We start from the raw sequence: 15,966 nt of genomic DNA on the forward strand, positions 1-15,966 counted from the left end.
CTGTCCCGGGAGGAGGACGACGCCGTGGCGCTCGTGCGCGTTTACTGCGGTCTGGCCTCGGCGGATCCAGCTGACCGACCGGCCTCCGCCGGTTCGACGCTGACGTCCGCTGTGGTCGACGACGCAGGCCGTCTGCTGCATGTCTGCGAGATCAGCGATGACGCCGCTGGCTACGCCCAGCTCGTCGCGCTGCTCGTGGAGCGGTCGGGCGGGCCGAGCGGTGCGGCCATCGCCGCCGACAGCGACGACCACACGGTCACCTCGCTGCTGAGCGCGGCGGGGCGACCCCTGGCGATCGCCGACGACGACTCGGTGGACGACTTCGCCGAGCGGTTCGCCGACGACGACTCCCTTGAGGAGATGCAGTCGCCTCCGGCCGAACGACGGGCGGTCGGCCTCGCCCGCGCGCTGCAGGCGGGGGCGCTCTCCGCCGTCACCCTGCCGGCGCCCCGGGACCTCGCCGGTTACAAGCAGGTGCTCTCCGCGCACGCCGCGCTGGCAAGTGGCCGACACTCCGCCGCCGTGGCGCTGCGCGAGGTTCTGCGTGAGCTCTACCCGGCGGCCCTGCGCGCATACCCGGACCCGGCCGAGCCGGTCTCTCTGGCCGTGCTGGACGCGCTACCCGAGCCGGGCATGCTCGGCGGCACAGTGGCCCGGGGCCGCGAGGTGTCGGTCGCGGCGGATGCCATCGCCGCGCACCTTGCCGCGGACGGGGTAGCCGATGCCGACGAGATCAACGAGGCGGTCACCGCCCTGCGGGTCGCCATCTCCGAGACACCTCGACGTGCCGCGGTCAACCGGGCGCTCACGTCCGCGGTGGCCGAGACGGTCCGCCAGGCCGTCGCCTCCGTACGAGCCTGCGACGCCGGGTGTGAGGCGCTGGTCAGCGCGCTCAGCTCACGGGTCAGCACGCCTGTCCAGGCACCCGGCCGCCGGGCCGCGGCCCGCCGTGGCGAGTCCGTCGGCGAGTTGACCGGCCTGGCCGGCACCAACGCCGGGTTGACCGGCCTCGCCGGCACCAACGCCGGGTTGCGGTCGGTCCGACCCACCCCGTCAGCCGCCGACCCGGCACCCGCTGTCGGGCGGCGCAGCCGTCCCGAGCCGGTCCCCGGTAACGCGCCGTTGGCGTCGCCACGCCCGCTCGGGCCACCGCCGGTCGCCCCCGCACCGGTCACGCCGCCACCGGTCGCACCCGCGCCGATGACTCCGGCGGCGATGGCTGGGCCGCCGACGTCCACGCTGCCCAGTCGCAGCGAGCCGCTTCCCAGCCGGATCGACGGCCCGACCAACCGGCCCGTCTCCTCGCCGCCGCCCCCGCCGCCCGGGATCACCCCGATCGCGCCGGCGCAGCGCGGCATGGTGCCGCCGGCCGAGGCCGGTGAGCCGTTCCGGCCGACGCTGACCACTGCCGCGATCAACAACGCGCGGGCCGAGCGGCAGCGTACGGTCATTCCGCCCCGCCCCAAGACCAACGGCGAGCCCCGGCCGAGCCACCAGCAACGCCCGGTCGACGAGCCACCCACCGGCGGGTTCAGCGCCACCGATCTCAGCATTCCGGTGCCGACCCCCCGACCCGGGCAGGAGGCCGCACCGCCCGGCTCCCGGGCCAACTGGCCGCTGGTCAACAACCCGGAGGACCCGTCCGACAGCTCACCGAACAACCCGGTGGCCTACTCGTACGGCGGCAGCCGTGGTGTCGACGCCCCGACCGACCCGGGTCGGGCCGACGGTCGGGTCACCCCGCCCTGGTTGGCGGACGACCTGCCGCCGGAGCCACCGATGCTGCGGCTGGTGGAGCCGCCGCCGCTGGCCGACCGGGCACTGCGCGAGGGGCTGAGCCCTCCCGCGGACCAGCACCTGGAGACGCCGCCGCTGCGCCTTGTCGACCGCGAGCAGGCCGCTCGCAACGGTCGGGCGGCCGCCCGCACCGAGCGTGCCGCCGAGCACCGGCCGTCGCCCCCGGTCGAGCACCGTCCACCGCCGATGGAGCACCGGGCGCCGCCGGTCGCCGACGAGGGCGACGGCGATCTGCTGATCTTCGCGCAGGCCAAGTCGGCCTGGTTCGTCGGGCAGCCCGAGGAGTCCGACCTGGACTGGTCGACCACTGCCGACACCGGCTGGCAGGCCGCTGAGCAGGCCGCCCGCCCGGCAGTGGGCGCCGAGACCAACGCCGGGCTGCCGAAGCGCGTGCCGCAGGCCAACCTGGTGCCGGGTTCGCCGCTGCGCGAGGAGCGCCCATTGCGCATAGTGCGTGATGCGGCAAGCCTCGCGGAGAACACGACCGGCTACTTCCGTGGCTGGCGTCGCGGCCAGGAGATCGGCGGTTTCGCGGTGGGTGGTCGGCCCGGTCGCGAGGCGGCCGGCGGTTGGGACTTCAGCCGCGACCACGGGGACCGCGACGACGACCGGGAGTACGAGTACCGCTCGGCGGGCTACCAGTCCTGATCCCCTTCTCACACGCGGAAGCGCCCCCAGCCGGCTGGCTGGGGGCGCTTCCGCGTCAGCAGGGCGATCCCCCGGGCACGCAGAAGCCGCCTCGCGAGGACCGTGGGTGGCCTGTGCCCCGGGAAGGGGCTGGCAGCTTCCAGGTCGTCAGGAGGCGGCTTGGCGGCGCGCTGGCCCGTCTGAGCGACGAGCCAGCGCGGAGTCACCGGGGCGGCTGGCAGCGCCCGGTGGCGGCAGGAGCCACCACCGGGGCGTGCAGCGTCCCGGATCAGGCCGGGGCGACGGCGCGCGTGCGGCGCATGGTCAGCACGTACTCGACCAGCGAGATCAGCACGTGCTTCGTCGACTCCCGGTTACGGGCGTCGCAGGCCACCACCGGCACGTCGCTCGAGATCGCCAAGGCGTCCCGGACGTCCTGCGGGTCGTGGTACTGCATCCCGTCGAAGCAGTTGATCGCCACCAGGTACGGCAGGCGTCGGTGCTCGAAGAAGTCGATCGCCGCGAAGCAGTCGGCCAGCCGGCGGGTGTCCACCAGCACGACCGCACCGATCGCACCCCGCACCAGTTCGTCCCACATGAACCAGAAACGGGTCTGACCCGGCGTACCGAACAGGTACAGAATCAGGTCACGGTCGATCGAGATCCGGCCGAAGTCCATGGCCACCGTGGTCGTCGTCTTGCCCGGCACCTGCCGGGTGTCGCCGACGCCCACGCCAGCGGAGGTCATGATGGCCTCGGTGGTCAGCGGCGTGATCTCCGAGACCGAGCCGACCAGCGTCGTCTTACCGACGCCGAATCCACCGGCGATAACGATCTTCGCCGACGTCACGCGGCCGCTCGGGTTCGGCGGGCGGTGCGACATGTCAGAGCCTGCGAAGTCCACTCAGCACCCTCTCCAGCAGTTCAGTGCCCACCGCGTCGTCGGAGTCGTCCAAAATGGTCGGCTCGTGGACCGCGACCAGGCCGTCCGTCGCCATGTCGGCGATGAGCACCCGGGCCACACCGAGCGGGAGCTGCATCCGCGCCGCGATCTCCGCGAGCGATTGCACGCGTCCGTCACACAGCGCGGCGATGTACTGGTGTTCGCGGCCCTGGCCGCCGTTGCCATTGGCAAGGGACCGGCCGCGCACCGTCGTCTCGACGAGCGCCTCCAGCGCGATGTCGAGCCGGGGACGGGTGCGACCACGGGTCACGGCGTATGGACGGACCAACGCTCCGGTTGGTTCGTCACGATCGGCCATCTCGCCGCTCACCTCCTTCGCACCCGTTACCGGCTCCCACCGGTGAAACCCGTCGTTGTCGTTGTTGCAGTCGTGCCGACCTCACGATCGGCGAGACGTCAGCCCAGCATGCCCGCAGCCGCACGCGGCTGCGGGGTCAGTGCGTCGCCCACCCGGTCGACCAGCAGCGCCATCTCGTAGCCAACCTGGCCCACGTCGGAGCTGCGGGCTGCCAGCACGGCGAAGGACGAGCCGTCCGAGATGGACATCAGGAACAGGAAGCCATTGTCCATCTCCACGACGGTCTGCAACACCGCGCCTCCCTCGAAGCAGCGCGCTGCCCCCTGGGTCAGGCTGACCAGACCCGATGAGATCGCGGCGAGCTGGTCTGCCCGGTCGCGCGGCAGATCCCGTGACGACGCGAGGAGTAGGCCGTCCGCCGATACGGCGACCGCATGCGCGACGCCGGGCACCCGGTCGGCGAAGTTGGCCAGCAGCCAACCAAGATCCTGCGTAGTTGTCATCCTTCTTGCTCCTTCTGCCCGCTCCCGGCCACCGGGCCTGAGCCAGACTGCGAGGATTGCCCTCCCGGAGTCGCCTCCGGGCTGGTCGGGTTGTCCGAGGTGCTACGCCCTCGCTGCACGCCCCGGTGGTAGGCGGAGAGCAGGCCACGAACCGCCTCCGGGGAGCGCCGCTGGACCGAGGTGGTGGGCTTCTCTACCGCACCGGGTACCAGCTGCGCCATCGGCTTGCGCTTCGGCAGACCGGTGGTGGTGGTCTCGCTCACCGGCGCCGCGCCGGCCGCCGCGGAGGCAGCACGCCAGCCGTCGTCGGCGGCGGTCTGCCAGCCGTTGCTCTGCGGTTGGGGCCGGCGGTTCGGCAGGCTCTCGGCGAGGCTGGGGCGGGTGCCCTCCTTCGCTGTGGAGCCGTTGTCCCGCGGCGTTCCTCCGACCGTCGGAGTCTCTGCCATCGGTGTGTTACCTGTCGTCCCGGGTGGTGTCTTGTGGACTGCCCGACCGGTGGCCTCGACCGTGGCGAACTGCTGGGTAGCGGAGTCGCCGTTCGTCGCTGGCTGAGCGCCGGCCGCGGTCTCCTCGGAGCCCGGGCGACGGGTACGGAACCAGGCTGACTCGAGCTCCCGGAAGATCGGCAGCTCCATCGTCTCATCCGCGTACCGCTGACGGTTCTGCGCCTGCGGCTGCTGCGGTGCCGGCCGAGTCTGCGGAGCCGGAGCCGGAGCGGGCGCTGCTGCCGGGGTCGGCGCTGCTGTCGGGGTCGGCGCCTGCGGCTGGGCCGCGGCCGGCTGCTCGCCGGGTCGCGGCACCCGCGGCAGCTCAGTCGTCATGTCCAGCGCGGCGGCGAGCCGCTCGGGCACCGGCGGGGTGGCCGTGTCCCGGTCGCTGCCCGGCACTGGCGGCCAGGCCGGCGGTGCCGGGGCGCTGGCTGCCTGTGCGGGCGGGGCTGATCGGGGCGCGAACCCGCTGAACGACTGGCTGGACGCGGGCGGTGCCGAGTACGGCTGGTTCGAGTACGGCTGACCGGACGCCGGCGAGGCCGAGACCGGCGACGCGGACACCGGCGGACCGGCGTACGGCTGACCGGAGGCCGGAGCGGCGGACACCGGCGCGCCGCCGTACGGCGCACCCGAGTAGGGCTGCCCGGAGTACGGCTGACCGGAGGCCGGCGAGGCGGACACCGGCGCACCGGAGTAGGGCTGCGCGGAGACCGGCGGCGCCGAGTACGGGTGCGCCTCGGGGCTGCTCGGCAGCTGGCGCGGAATGGACGGCTGCTGGCCGGTGGTCGGGGTTTCGTCCCCGGCCCGGCGCTGCGGCAGCGGGTCGGTGCCCTGGCCGTTGGCCGACCGGGGGGTGAACCCGTCGCCGCCGTTGACGCCGTTCGTCCCGGCCGCGCCGGTCAGATCGGACCAGGCCGGCATCGACCGGTACGCGCCACCGTTGGCGGGGGTGCCGGCACCGTTGCGCGTCGCGGGGTCGAACGGGCGACCGCCCAGAGTGACCTGGTTGCCGGACTCGCTCGGACGAGGGCCGTTGCCCAGCGCGGGCAGCGCGCCGAAGACCGGCGCGGGCCCACCGGACTGTGGACCACCGAACTGGGGAGCACCGGCCGCAGGCAGCGCCGGAGGCTGCTGCACCCGACCGGAGAGCGCCCGGGGCACCAGCACCGAGGTGGGCAGGGTCACGTCGGCGACCGTGCCGCGATCGTTGCCGGGGCGCAGCTCGACCCGGACACCGTGCCGGGACGCCAGCCGGGCCACCACGACCAGGCCCATCATCCGGGACACGGCCACGTCGACCTGCGGCGGAGTGGCGAGCCGCTCGTTGAGGTCGTGCAACTGCTCGGCGCTGATGCCGATACCGCGGTCCTCGACGTACAGCGAGGAGCGGTCGCCGACACGCCGGGCCTCGACCATGACCTGCGAGTCGGGCGGGGAGAACGCGGTGGCGTTGTCGAACAGCTCCGCGACGAGGTGCACCAGGTCGTTGACCGCGTGCGCGGCGACCTCGATGTCGCGGTCGATGACACCGAACTCGATCCGGGTGTAGTGCTCGACCTCGGACTGCGCGGCGCGCAGCACGTCGATGAGGGCGGCCGGCTCACGCTGCACGCGGGTGGAGTCGGCACCGGCGAGCACCAGCAGGTTCTCGTCGTTACGGCGCATCCGGGTGGCCAGGTGGTCGAGCTGGAACAGCTCGGCCAGCCGGTCCGGGTCCTCTTCGCCGCGCTCCAGCCGGTCGAGGTGCCCGATGAGGCGGTCGACCAGGATCTGGGAACGACGGGCGAGGTTGACGAACATTGTCGCGACGGAGGCGCGCAGTGCTGCCTGCTCGGCGGCCGTGCGGACGGCTTCCAGGTGGACGGCGTTGAACGCCTCGGTCACCTGGCCGAATTCGTCCTTGCTACGCACCGGCAGCGGTTCGGCGATCTGGTTGGCCAGCTGCACCGGGGAGAGCTGCCCGACGACCTGCGGGTCGCGCAGACGGGCCACCGCCTGTGGCAGGCCGTACTGGGCCACGGAGAGCGCGCCCTGCCGCAGCTCACGGAGCGAGCGGGCCATGGAGCGGGCCACCAGGTAGGCGAAGAGAATCGCCAGCAGCAGCATGCTGAGCAGCAGGCCGGTCTCCAGGAAGACCTGGCGCTGCACGTCCGAGCGGAGGGTGTCGGCCTGGTTGACCACTTCACTGTCGAGCTTCCGCTCGACGGTGCGGATCAGCTTGGCGTTGGCCGTCATGGCGGCTTCCCACTGGTCCGGGCCGAACGGCGCACCGCGCATGTTGCCGGTGGTGTTGCCGTCGATCCAGCCTGTGTAGTTCTGTGCCTGCCGGCGGTCGCCGCCCGCGACCGTCTGGTCGTGGAACTTCGCGTCGTCCGGGGTGGCGACGGCCTTGAAGCTTTGCAGGGCCTGCTGCTGGCCGGTGTCACTGGCGACGTAGTCCCTGCGCAGTGCCGGGGTCAGGCGCTGTCCGCCCTTGACACCCAGCGCGCGGTGCACCACGACCCGGCGTACGGCGAGGAACTCCTTCTCCCGGGCGACCGCCGCGGCGGCGCGCATCCGGTCGCTGAGTTGGTTGTCACCGGCGAGCTGCGTGGACGAGTCGCGGATGGCGAGCAGGTCACTGATCAGACCCTCGTACGCCTGCACGGTCTCGGTCAGCGCGAGCTTTCCGTTGAACACCTGGCTGCGGACGCCCGACAGGTCCTGCAGGTTCTGGTCGATGCTGTCGAGCAGACTCTCCAGGCTGCCCGGCAGGTCCTCGATCTCGGTCCGCTGCTGCCGGTAGGGGATCGCATCCTGATCCACCCGGGAGTTCACCCGGTTGTAGGCCTCCTGGTACTGGGCCGTCGGCTGCGTCCCGTCGGCGCCCAGCAGCAGCACGGCGGCGGTCCGCTCGTCCTGCAGGCTGTCGACCAGGTCACCTGAATAGCTCGACAGATTCGCCAGGTCGCCAGCTCGGTTGGCATTGTTGAGCGTCTCCACGTGGTCGATAAGACCACTGGTGCCCACCACAACCGTGGCGATGGTCGGCACGATCATGATGAGACCGAGCTTGGACCAGATCGGCATGTCCCGGAGCCGGCTGGCCGGCCGGCGCAGCCGCGACAGGAAGGAGCCCGCCGTCTTTGGCCGTTTGCTCACGTCACCGCCCTCGCGATTACAGCTTGAACGCGTTGCCCCGGGCAACGCCCAGCGACCGACCCGGCGGGTCGGACCCCCGAGATTCCATCACGCCGGTCGACAAGAAGAAAGCCCAGGTTGTCCCAGACCGAAGGTGTGATGAGATGTTGATGCGATTTGATAGCAGTCTGTCTGGCCGGAGTAACTGAAGGTAATGGAACATCCGCACCGAGTTGTCCTACTGGCCGGCCCATCCGGGTCCGGAAAGTCGTACATAGCGCAGCAAACCGGCTTGCCGGTGCTGTGCTTGGACGACTTCTACAAAGACGGCGATGACCCTACGTTGCCGAGACGAAACGGCCAGGTGGATTGGGAATCGCCGCACTCCTGGGACGCCCCCAGTGCGGTGGAAATCATTGCCCAACTTGCCCGCGATGGCCGAGCCGATGTGCCGGTTTATGCGATCGGCGCCGATCGACGGGTGGCCACCCGGACATTTGATGTCGCCGGATCGCCACTTTTCGTGGCCGAAGGGATCTTCGCCGCCGAGATCGTCGAGGAGTGCCGTCGCCGCGGGCTGCTCGCCGGGGCCTATGCGCTGCGCCGCCCGCGCGGCGCCACCTTCCTGCGCCGACTCGCCCGCGACCTGTCCGAGCAGCGCAAGGCGCCTCGGGTGCTGATTCGGCGCGGGGTGGCGCTGCTGCGGGCCGAGCCGGCGGTGCTGCGCCGGCAGATGGGCCTCGGCGCGGAGGCGGCCCGGGCCCGGGAGGTGCTGCGCCGGGTGGCCGGGCTGCTCGCCGGCCACCCACATGGCTGAGCTCAGGCCATCAACTTCGCGTACGCCGGCTTGATCACGTCATCGATGATCCGCAGCCGCTCGTCGAACGGGATGAAGGCGCTCTTCATCGCATTGATGGTGAACCACTGCAACTCTTTCCAGCCATAGCCGAATGTCTCCACCAGCAGCGACATCTCCCGCGACATCGAGGTGCCGCTCATCAACCGGTTGTCGGTATTGACCGTCACCCGGAAACGCAGGTCCCGCAGCAGGCCGATCGGGTGGTCCGCGATCGAGCCCACCGCACCGGTCTGCACGTTCGACGAGGGGCACAGCTCCAGGGGGATCCGCTTGTCCCGGACGTACGCGGCCAGCCGGCCGAGCGAGCCGTCGGGGGCGATGTCGTCGACGATCCGCACCCCGTGGCCGAGCCGGTCCGCCCCGCACCACTGGATCGCCTGCCAGATCGACGGCAGACCGAACGCCTCGCCGGCGTGGATGGTGAAGTGGAAGTTCTCCCGCTGGAGGTACTCGAAGGCGTCCAGGTGCCGGGTGGGTGGAAAGCCCGCCTCGGCGCCGGCGATGTCGAAGCCGACCACCCCGGCATCCCGGTGCCGCACGGCCAACTCGGCGATCTCCTGGGAACGGGCGGCGTGCCGCATCGCGGTGAGCAGGGTGCCCACCCGGATGGTCAGGCCCGCCTCGACCGCCTGGGCGGTGCCCTCGGCGAACCCGGCCAGCACCGCCTCGACCACCTCGTCCAGGCTGAGGTCCCGTTCCAGGTGCTGCTCCGGGGCGAAACGTACCTCGGCGTAGACCACGCCGTCGGCGGCCAGGTCCAGGGCGCACTCGCGGGCCACCCGACGCAGCGCGGGCGCGGTCTGCATGACGGCCACTGTGTGCGCGAACGTCTCGAGGTAGCGCTCCAGGGAACCGGAGTCCGCCGCGTCCGCAAACCAGCGTCCGAGCGCCTCCGGGTCGGTAATGGGCAGTTCGTGGCCCACCTCGGCGGCCAGGTCGACGATCGTCGCCGGCCTCAGCCCACCGTCGAGGTGGTCGTGCAGCAGCGCCTTCGGGACCTTGACGATGTCCTCGTACCGGATAGTTGCGACCATGCTCAGACCCTAGTCAGCGGCCTGGGCGGACCGGTACGTGACCGGCCGGGCGTTACGGCCGCCAGCCGTACACCCGGTGCACGTCGAGGCGGATCACGAGCCGTCCGTCGGCGACCATGGCGGCGCGGTAGTCCGCCCAGTCCGGGTGATCGCCGCGAATCCGGCGGTAGACCTCGACCAGCTCGTCGACCGTCTCGTCGGTGGTGGCCACGGCCGGCTCGCTGAGCGCCACGACCCCCTCCGCCACCGCGTACGCGCCGCCGTCCGGTGTGGTCACGTGGAAGCTGGCCCGGGGATCGCGGCGCAGGTTGCGCACCTTCGCCCGGCCCCCGGTGGTGGAGCAGCGGATCAGCCCCGGCTCGGCCAGGTAGTCGAGGTTGGACAGCTGGGGCCGCCCGTCCCGGCGCAGGGTGACCAGCACTCCGCGCCCGCGCTGACCGAACAGCTCCCACAGGCGGTCGCTCACGTCATCACCCGTAGCGCCGCGAGCGCTGTGGTCCGCCGGCCGAACCGGTGGCGGCGGAGCGCGACGGGGCCGCGGTGCGAGAATTTCGTTGACATGTCATCGAACTTACGTGCGGAATCGATGACGTGTCAACCAACCGCTAGACTTGCCGGATGGACGCGACCCGGTGGCTGGACGAACGGGAGGACCGCGCGTGGCGCGGCTACCGCCGCATGCGTCGGCTGCTCGACCTGGAGCTGGCCCGGGAGCTGACCCAGGACGCCGGCCTCTCCGAGGCCGACTACGACGTGCTCTCCGACCTCTCCGAGACACCGCATGGGCGGCTGCGCCTGCGGGAGCTGGCAGACCGCATGCTCTGGTCGCGCAGCCGGCTCTCCCACCACCTGACCCGAATGCAGCAGCGTGGCCTGGTCACCCGCGAGGAGTGCGCCGACGACGCCCGCGGCTCGGTCGTCGTCCTCACCCCCGCCGGGCGCCAGGCCATCGAGTCCGCCGCCCCCGGCCACGTGGCCGCCGTCCGCCGGCACCTGATCGACCTGCTCACGCCGGCCGAGATCGACGCGCTCAGCGCGCTCACCCACCGGGTGGTCGACCACCTCGGCGGGCGGGCGCCCCAGCCACGGCACGATTCGGAGGTCTGACGTGGACCCCCGCATCCTCCACCGACTGCGCTGCCCGGTCTGCGCCGAGCCACTGGAGCAGGCCAGTGACACGAAGGCGCTGCGGTGCCCACGCCGGCACAGCTTCGACATCGCGCGGCAGGGCTACGTCAACCTGCTCACCGGTCGGGCCCCGCACGTCGGCGACACCCCCGAAATGGTCGCGGCCCGCGCGGACTTCCAGGCCGCCGGGCACTACGACGTCATCTCGGCCGCCCTCGCAGCTGCCGCGGCGGAAGCCGCCGGTCGGCTCCGGGCGATGCCGACGCTCGACTTCGGGGCGTACCCCCTGGTGGTGGATGCCGGCGCCGGGACCGGCCGGTACCTCGGCGCGGTGCTGGCGGCGCTGCCGGACGCCGTGGGCCTGGCCCTGGACGTGTCCAAGCCGGCGCTGCGCCGCGCGGCCCGCGCGCATCCCCGGGCCGCCGCCGCGCTCGCCGACACCTGGCAGCGACTGCCGCTCGCCGACGCCTCGACCGCCGTGCTGCTGAACGTCTTCGCCCCGCGCAACGGCCCGGAGTTCCACAGGGTGCTCGACCCGGCCGGAACGTTGCTGGTGGTCACCCCCACCGCCGATCACCTCGCCGAACTGGTGGACGCCCTCGACCTGCTCCGGGTCGACCCGGACAAGGCCGACCGGGTGACCGCCAGCCTGGGCGGGCACTTCACGCCGGTCAGCGCGGCCGTGCACCGGGCGAAACTGGCGCTGACCCGCCCGGAGGTCGCCACAGTGGTCGGGATGGGCCCCAGCGCCTGGCACACCGACCCGGACGCGCTCGCCACCCGGCTGGCCGCGCTGCCCGAACCGGTCCGGGTCACCGTGGCGGTCCGGCTCGACGTCCTGCGACCTCGCTGACCTCAGGTGGAGAGGTCGACCTCTTCCCAGCCGGGCGGCTCGTCGTGGTACGGCCCGCGCAGGATCACCGCCCACTCCAGCGCCCACCGCCGCTGCCCGATCGCGTTCGCGTCGACCAGGCCCGGTGCCCGCCGGCCGCCGCGCTCGGTCTCCAGGTACGCCCAGTCCAGGCAGTAGTGCAGGTCGAGCAGGGCGGCCGCGTCGGCCGGGTGTTGCGGCGCGGTGAGGATCCGGGAGCGCCAGTGCGGGAAGGTCTCCCCCTCGGCGATGTGCGGCAGCCGCTCGATCAGCCGTTCGTCGACGGCCAGCGTCGGGTCGAGCTGCTTGCTCAGCCCGAGCACCCAGGCCAGCGCGAAGAGCGCGTCGTGGTGCAGCACGAACGACCGGTGGTCGCCCTTGCCGCCCATCACGAACTGCCACTCCGGCGGGGTGACCATGTCGACCAGGTGCGAGCCGAGCAGCCAGCTCATCGCCGCCTGTGGGGGCATCCCGAAACAGCGGGCCAGGATCAGGTGCAGCACCGCGATCCGCGCCTCGATCTCCGCGGTCGGGCGCAGGTCGATCTGGTCACCCGGCTCCCAGACGAGGGGAAACTGGGCCGGCGGCAACGGCAGGCCGAGCCGGGACAGCTCGTCCAGGCTCGCCTCGCGCACCTCACGTGGGTCGGGGGCAGCAACGGTCACGGCGGATCTTCCTGTCTGCTCGCGCCGGCGCAAGGCCGGTTGTCCCCCCTTGGCCTGCGACAATAGCGCTCCCAGGTGACCGGCACCACGCCAGGGCGACGTCGAATCGATCAGCCGATGCGTTCGATGACCAACGACGTCGCCGCCGGAGCCGTCGGCGCGATCCGCACCGCGTTGGCGGCCTCGGTCAGCGCTGCCGGAATCCGCGTCGCGTCGTCGGCACGCAGTTCGTAGAGCGGGTCACCGGCCCGCACCTCGTCACCCGGCCGCTTGTGCAACACCACACCGGCCGGCACGCTGACCGGGTCCTCCTTGCGCGCCCGACCCGCGCCGAGCCGCCACGCCGCAACCCCCATGGCGTACGCGTCGACGGCCGCGACGTACCCGTCCCGCTCGGCGCGGACCACCTCCACCTCGGCTGCCGTCGGCATCGGCGCGTCCGGGTCGCCGCCCTGCGCCCGGATCATCGCCCGCCAGGAGTCCATGGCCCGGCCGTCGCGCAGCGCCGCCGCCGGATCGGCGTCCGGCAGACCGGCCGCGTCGAGCATCTCCCGGGCCAGGGCGAGGGTCAGCTCCACCACGTCGGCCGGTCCACCACCGGCCAGCACCTCGACCGACTCGGTCACCTCGACCGCGTTGCCGATCGCCAGGCCGAGCGGGGTGGACATGTCGGTGAGCAGGGCGACCGTCCGCACTCCGTGCGCACCGCCCAGCTCGACCATGGTGCGCGCCAACTCGCGGGCCTGGTCGACGGACTTCATGAAGGCGCCCGAGCCGACCTTGACGTCGAGGACCAGCGCCCCGGTGCCCTCGGCGATCTTCTTACTCATGATCGAGCTGGCGATCAGCGGGATCGCCTCCACGGTGCCGGTCACGTCGCGCAACGCGTACAGCTTGCGGTCGGCGGGGGCGAGCCCGGCACCGGCCGCACAGATCACCGCACCGACCTCGTCCAGCTGAGCGATGAACTCTTCGTTGCTCACAGTGGCCCGCCAACCCGGGATGGACTCCAACTTGTCCAGCGTGCCGCCGGTGTGCCCGAGGCCCCGGCCGCTCAGCTGCGGCACGGCCGCGCCACACGCCGCCACCAGCGGGGTGAGCGGCAAAGTGATCTTGTCGCCGACGCCGCCGGTGGAGTGCTTGTCGACAGTCGGCCGGCGTACCGCCGACAGGTCCAACCGCTCACCGCTGGCGATCATCGCGGCGGTCCACCGGGCGATCTCCGGGCCGGTCATGCCGTTGAGCAGGATCGCCATGGCCAGCGCGGACATCTGCTCGTCGGCGACGACCCCCCGGGTGTACGCGTCGACCACCCAGTCGATCTGCGCGTCCGACAGAACCCCCCCGTCCCGCTTCACCCGAATAACGTCAACAGCAGCAAAACTCATCAGAAGATCTTCCTAGTCGAAGTGCAGATCCCGACCCACGGCCGGTTACCACGACGGGGACGGGGCCGACCGTGCCCGGCGGAGGGATCAAGCCTGACCGCCCGGAGCCGGGCACGGTCGGCCCCGTCCCCAGACAGCAACCACAATCAAGACCAGCGCACCGGGATCTCCGCAGGCGGCTCACCCTCGCCGGCCCAGAAGATGGTGCCGGTGGCGTCCACCACGACCACCCGGGGCGTCCGGGCCAGGCCCCAGGTGATCGCCTCGGCCGGGTCGTCCCAGCTCGGCGCCTCCTCCAGCACCCCGGTCTCGGCGCCGGCGTCGTCTCCGGCCGACCGCTCCCAGTACGCCGTCCAGACCTGCTGACCGGCGGACATGTCCGGGTGCACGAAGACGGTGCCGCGCCCGCGCCAGGCGGCGAGCCGCTCCGGGACCACCGGCACCGGTGTCTCCCCGGTGACGGCCTCCAGGTCCTCCACGCCGAAGGCGTGCGGCAGCAGCTCGGCCATCCGCAGTGGCCGGGTCTTGCTCTCGATCAGGCACTCCGGCCCGCCGTGCTCCCAGAGCAGCTGCCGGCAGCGGCCACACGGCATCAACGGCTCGCCGGTCGCGTCGACGCAGGAGAGCGCGACGAGCCGGCCGCCACCGGTGGCGTGCAGGCTGGACACGACCCCGCACTCGGCGCAGAGCGTCACCCCGTACGCGGCGTTCTCCACGTTGCAGCCGACCACCACACGGCCGTCGTCGACCAGCGCGGCCGCGCCGACCGGGAACGTCGAGTACGGCGCGTACGCGTGCCGCATCGCTTCGGTGGCGGCGGCGCGCAACTGCGCCCAGTCAATGTCGGTCATGTCATCATTCTGCCGAAGTAGCCCAGGTCAGAAGCGGGCAGGGCCGGGTCCCCGGCCCTGCCCGCAGCGGTCTGTGGTGATGGCGGTCAGCCCTTGATGTACGGCTTGCCGTCGGCGGCCGGTGCCCGGACCCGGCCGACCAGCCCGGCGACCGCCAGGATGGTCGCCAGGTACGGCAGCATGGCCAGGAACTGGCTGGGGATGACGCTGTTGATCGCCCCCAGGTAGGTGGCGAGCTGGTCGGCGAAGCCGAAGAAGAGCGCGGCGAGCAGCGCGCCGGTCGGGTTCCACCGGCCGAAGATCAGCGCGGCCAGGGCGATGAAGCCCTTACCGCCGATCATGTTCTTGGTGAACGAGTAGAGCGCCAGCGTGTAGGACGCCCCGCCGATGCCGGCGACCACGCCGGCCAGCAGCACGTTGCGGTAGCGGACCCGCAACACCTTGACGCCGAGCGTGTCTGCGGCGATCGGGTGCTCGCCGACCGAGCGGGTCCGCAGCCCCCAGCGGGTGCGGAACAGCCCGATGTGGATCACCAGGACCAGGAGCAGCCCGAGGTAGAGGAAGATGTTGCCGCGGAACAACGCCGGCCCGAGTACCGGGATGTCCTTCAGCAGCGGGATCTCCCAGTTGCTGAAGCGGGGCGCACTGTTGTACTTCGCGGCGTCGGTCTGCATCAGCCGCTCGTAGAGGAAGCCGGTGACGCCGACGGCCAGCAGGTTCAGCACGATGCCCATGACGACCTGGTCGACCAGGTAGCGGATGGCGAAGACGGCCAGCAGCAGCGAGATGAACGCGCCGCCGATGGCGGCGGCGACCAGGCCCACCCACACGCTGCCGGAGATGCTGCCGAACAGGGCCCCGCTGAACGCGCCCATCAGCAGCTGGCCCTCGATGGCCACGTTGACCACGCCGGACCGCTCACAGAGCACTCCGGCGAGCGCGCCGAAGATCAGCGGCAGGGCCAGGATGAACGTGCCCCGGATGACGTTGACCAGCGGCATGAAGTTCTGCCCGGTCGGCGCGGCGGAGACCTGCCAGCAGAGGAACGACAGCACGAAGGCGACCAGCCCGACGCCGAGCACGGGAAGGAACCACCGCTTCGGCACCCCGGCGAGCAGCGCCGCGCCGGCGGCGATCGTGATGATCCCGAACAGGATCGCCCCGATCGTGCCGTTGATCTCCAACGCGGCACCGGCCGCGTCGTCGCTGAGCGTGAACCGGGCCTGCTGGTCGGTGGCGAGCGCACCGAAGAGCACCGCCGACAGCAGGCCGAGCGCCAGCAGCGTGAGACCGACCTTCCGGCTGCGGGTCCAGAAGCCCTCGTCGACCGGGGCGACCGCGATGTCGGGGACAGCCATGGTGGACATGAG

The 15,966-nt window shown here is 72.0% G+C and carries 14 protein-coding genes; 4 read left to right on the top strand and 10 right to left on the bottom strand.

Features of this window, described 5'->3' with window-relative positions; genetic code table 11:
• Nucleotides 1-2,445, top strand: coding sequence for a transposase (locus ACIA47_RS06535; protein ID WP_396706394.1), 2,445 nt, complete (start codon nt 1-3; stop codon nt 2,443-2,445).
• Nucleotides 2,446-2,713: 268 nt separating this feature from the next.
• Here the strand turns inward: ACIA47_RS06535 and ACIA47_RS06540 are convergent, their stop codons facing one another.
• The 4 genes from ACIA47_RS06540 to ACIA47_RS06555 all read right to left on the bottom strand — a co-directional run bounded on the left by ACIA47_RS06540 (nt 2,714) and on the right by ACIA47_RS06555 (nt 7,821).
• Nucleotides 2,714-3,307, bottom strand: coding sequence for an ATP/GTP-binding protein (locus ACIA47_RS06540; RefSeq protein ID WP_238680483.1), 594 nt, complete (start codon nt 3,305-3,307; stop codon nt 2,714-2,716).
• Between the two features lies 1 nt (nt 3,308).
• Nucleotides 3,309-3,686 carry a DUF742 domain-containing protein gene (locus ACIA47_RS06545; RefSeq protein WP_203120437.1) on the bottom strand — a complete coding sequence of 126 codons (378 nt, stop codon included), beginning with the start codon at nt 3,684-3,686 and terminating at the stop codon, nt 3,309-3,311.
• A gap of 98 nt (nt 3,687-3,784) precedes the next feature.
• Complete coding sequence (locus ACIA47_RS06550; protein ID WP_030329023.1) at nt 3,785-4,189, bottom strand: roadblock/LC7 domain-containing protein; 405 nt, start codon at nt 4,187-4,189, stop codon at nt 3,785-3,787.
• Nucleotides 4,186-7,821 (bottom strand): nitrate- and nitrite sensing domain-containing protein, encoded by a 3,636-nt coding sequence (locus tag ACIA47_RS06555; RefSeq protein ID WP_396706009.1) that lies wholly within the window; start codon nt 7,819-7,821, stop codon nt 4,186-4,188. The genes ACIA47_RS06550 and ACIA47_RS06555 overlap by 4 nt, the downstream gene beginning before the upstream one ends.
• A gap of 277 nt (nt 7,822-8,098) precedes the next feature.
• Between ACIA47_RS06555 and ACIA47_RS06560 the strand changes: the two genes are divergently transcribed.
• Complete coding sequence (locus ACIA47_RS06560; protein WP_396706396.1) at nt 8,099-8,617, top strand: ATP-binding protein; 519 nt, start codon at nt 8,099-8,101, stop codon at nt 8,615-8,617.
• A 2-nt stretch (nt 8,618-8,619) separates the two neighbouring features.
• Here ACIA47_RS06560 and ACIA47_RS06565 read toward each other — a convergent pair whose 3' ends face one another.
• Both ACIA47_RS06565 and ACIA47_RS06570 read right to left on the bottom strand, forming a co-directional pair.
• Nucleotides 8,620-9,693 carry an adenosine deaminase gene (locus ACIA47_RS06565; RefSeq protein WP_396706011.1) on the bottom strand — a complete coding sequence of 358 codons (1,074 nt, stop codon included), beginning with the start codon at nt 9,691-9,693 and terminating at the stop codon, nt 8,620-8,622.
• A gap of 52 nt (nt 9,694-9,745) precedes the next feature.
• Nucleotides 9,746-10,159: a PPOX class F420-dependent oxidoreductase gene (locus ACIA47_RS06570; protein WP_203120429.1), complete on the bottom strand. Its 414-nt coding sequence runs from the start codon at nt 10,157-10,159 to the stop codon at nt 9,746-9,748.
• A 152-nt stretch (nt 10,160-10,311) separates the two neighbouring features.
• Here ACIA47_RS06570 and ACIA47_RS06575 point away from each other — a divergent pair, with 152 nt between their 5' ends.
• On the top strand, nt 10,312-10,800 hold the full coding sequence (locus ACIA47_RS06575; RefSeq protein ID WP_396706013.1) for a MarR family winged helix-turn-helix transcriptional regulator: 489 nt from the start codon (nt 10,312-10,314) through the stop codon (nt 10,798-10,800).
• A gap of 1 nt (nt 10,801) precedes the next feature.
• Nucleotides 10,802-11,674: a putative RNA methyltransferase gene (locus tag ACIA47_RS06580; protein ID WP_396706015.1), complete on the top strand. Its 873-nt coding sequence runs from the start codon at nt 10,802-10,804 to the stop codon at nt 11,672-11,674.
• Between the two features lie 2 nt (nt 11,675-11,676).
• Here the strand turns inward: ACIA47_RS06580 and ACIA47_RS06585 are convergent, their stop codons facing one another.
• The 4 genes from ACIA47_RS06585 to ACIA47_RS06600 form a co-directional block, all read right to left on the bottom strand.
• Nucleotides 11,677-12,357 carry a DUF4272 domain-containing protein gene (locus ACIA47_RS06585; protein WP_203119397.1) on the bottom strand — a complete coding sequence of 227 codons (681 nt, stop codon included), beginning with the start codon at nt 12,355-12,357 and terminating at the stop codon, nt 11,677-11,679.
• Between the two features lie 110 nt (nt 12,358-12,467).
• Nucleotides 12,468-13,748, bottom strand: coding sequence for a thymidine phosphorylase (locus ACIA47_RS06590; RefSeq protein WP_396706398.1), 1,281 nt, complete (start codon nt 13,746-13,748; stop codon nt 12,468-12,470).
• A 143-nt stretch (nt 13,749-13,891) separates the two neighbouring features.
• Complete coding sequence (locus ACIA47_RS06595) at nt 13,892-14,596, bottom strand: cytidine deaminase (RefSeq protein ID WP_145787426.1); 705 nt, start codon at nt 14,594-14,596, stop codon at nt 13,892-13,894.
• Nucleotides 14,597-14,682: 86 nt separating this feature from the next.
• Nucleotides 14,683-15,963, bottom strand: a complete 1,281-nt coding sequence (locus ACIA47_RS06600; protein ID WP_091394568.1) for an ABC transporter permease — start codon at nt 15,961-15,963, stop codon at nt 14,683-14,685.
• Nucleotides 15,964-15,966: the final 3 nt, after the last annotated feature.

This window comes from Micromonospora sp. NPDC051227 (assembly GCF_044455385.1).
Classification (GTDB): domain Bacteria; phylum Actinomycetota; class Actinomycetes; order Mycobacteriales; family Micromonosporaceae; genus Micromonospora.

Coding starts and splice junctions, on each gene's coding strand:
- ACIA47_RS06595 (WP_145787426.1), bottom strand. CDS start 14,596: ATGACCGACATTGACTGGGCGCAGTTGCGCGCCGCCGCCACCGAAGCG.
- ACIA47_RS06575 (WP_396706013.1), top strand. CDS start 10,312: ATGGACGCGACCCGGTGGCTGGACGAACGGGAGGACCGCGCGTGGCGC.
- ACIA47_RS06550 (WP_030329023.1), bottom strand. CDS start 4,189: ATGACAACTACGCAGGATCTTGGTTGGCTGCTGGCCAACTTCGCCGAC.
- ACIA47_RS06565 (WP_396706011.1), bottom strand. CDS start 9,693: ATGGTCGCAACTATCCGGTACGAGGACATCGTCAAGGTCCCGAAGGCG.
- ACIA47_RS06545 (WP_203120437.1), bottom strand. CDS start 3,686: ATGGCCGATCGTGACGAACCAACCGGAGCGTTGGTCCGTCCATACGCC.
- ACIA47_RS06540 (WP_238680483.1), bottom strand. CDS start 3,307: ATGTCGCACCGCCCGCCGAACCCGAGCGGCCGCGTGACGTCGGCGAAG.
- ACIA47_RS06600 (WP_091394568.1), bottom strand. CDS start 15,963: ATGTCCACCATGGCTGTCCCCGACATCGCGGTCGCCCCGGTCGACGAG.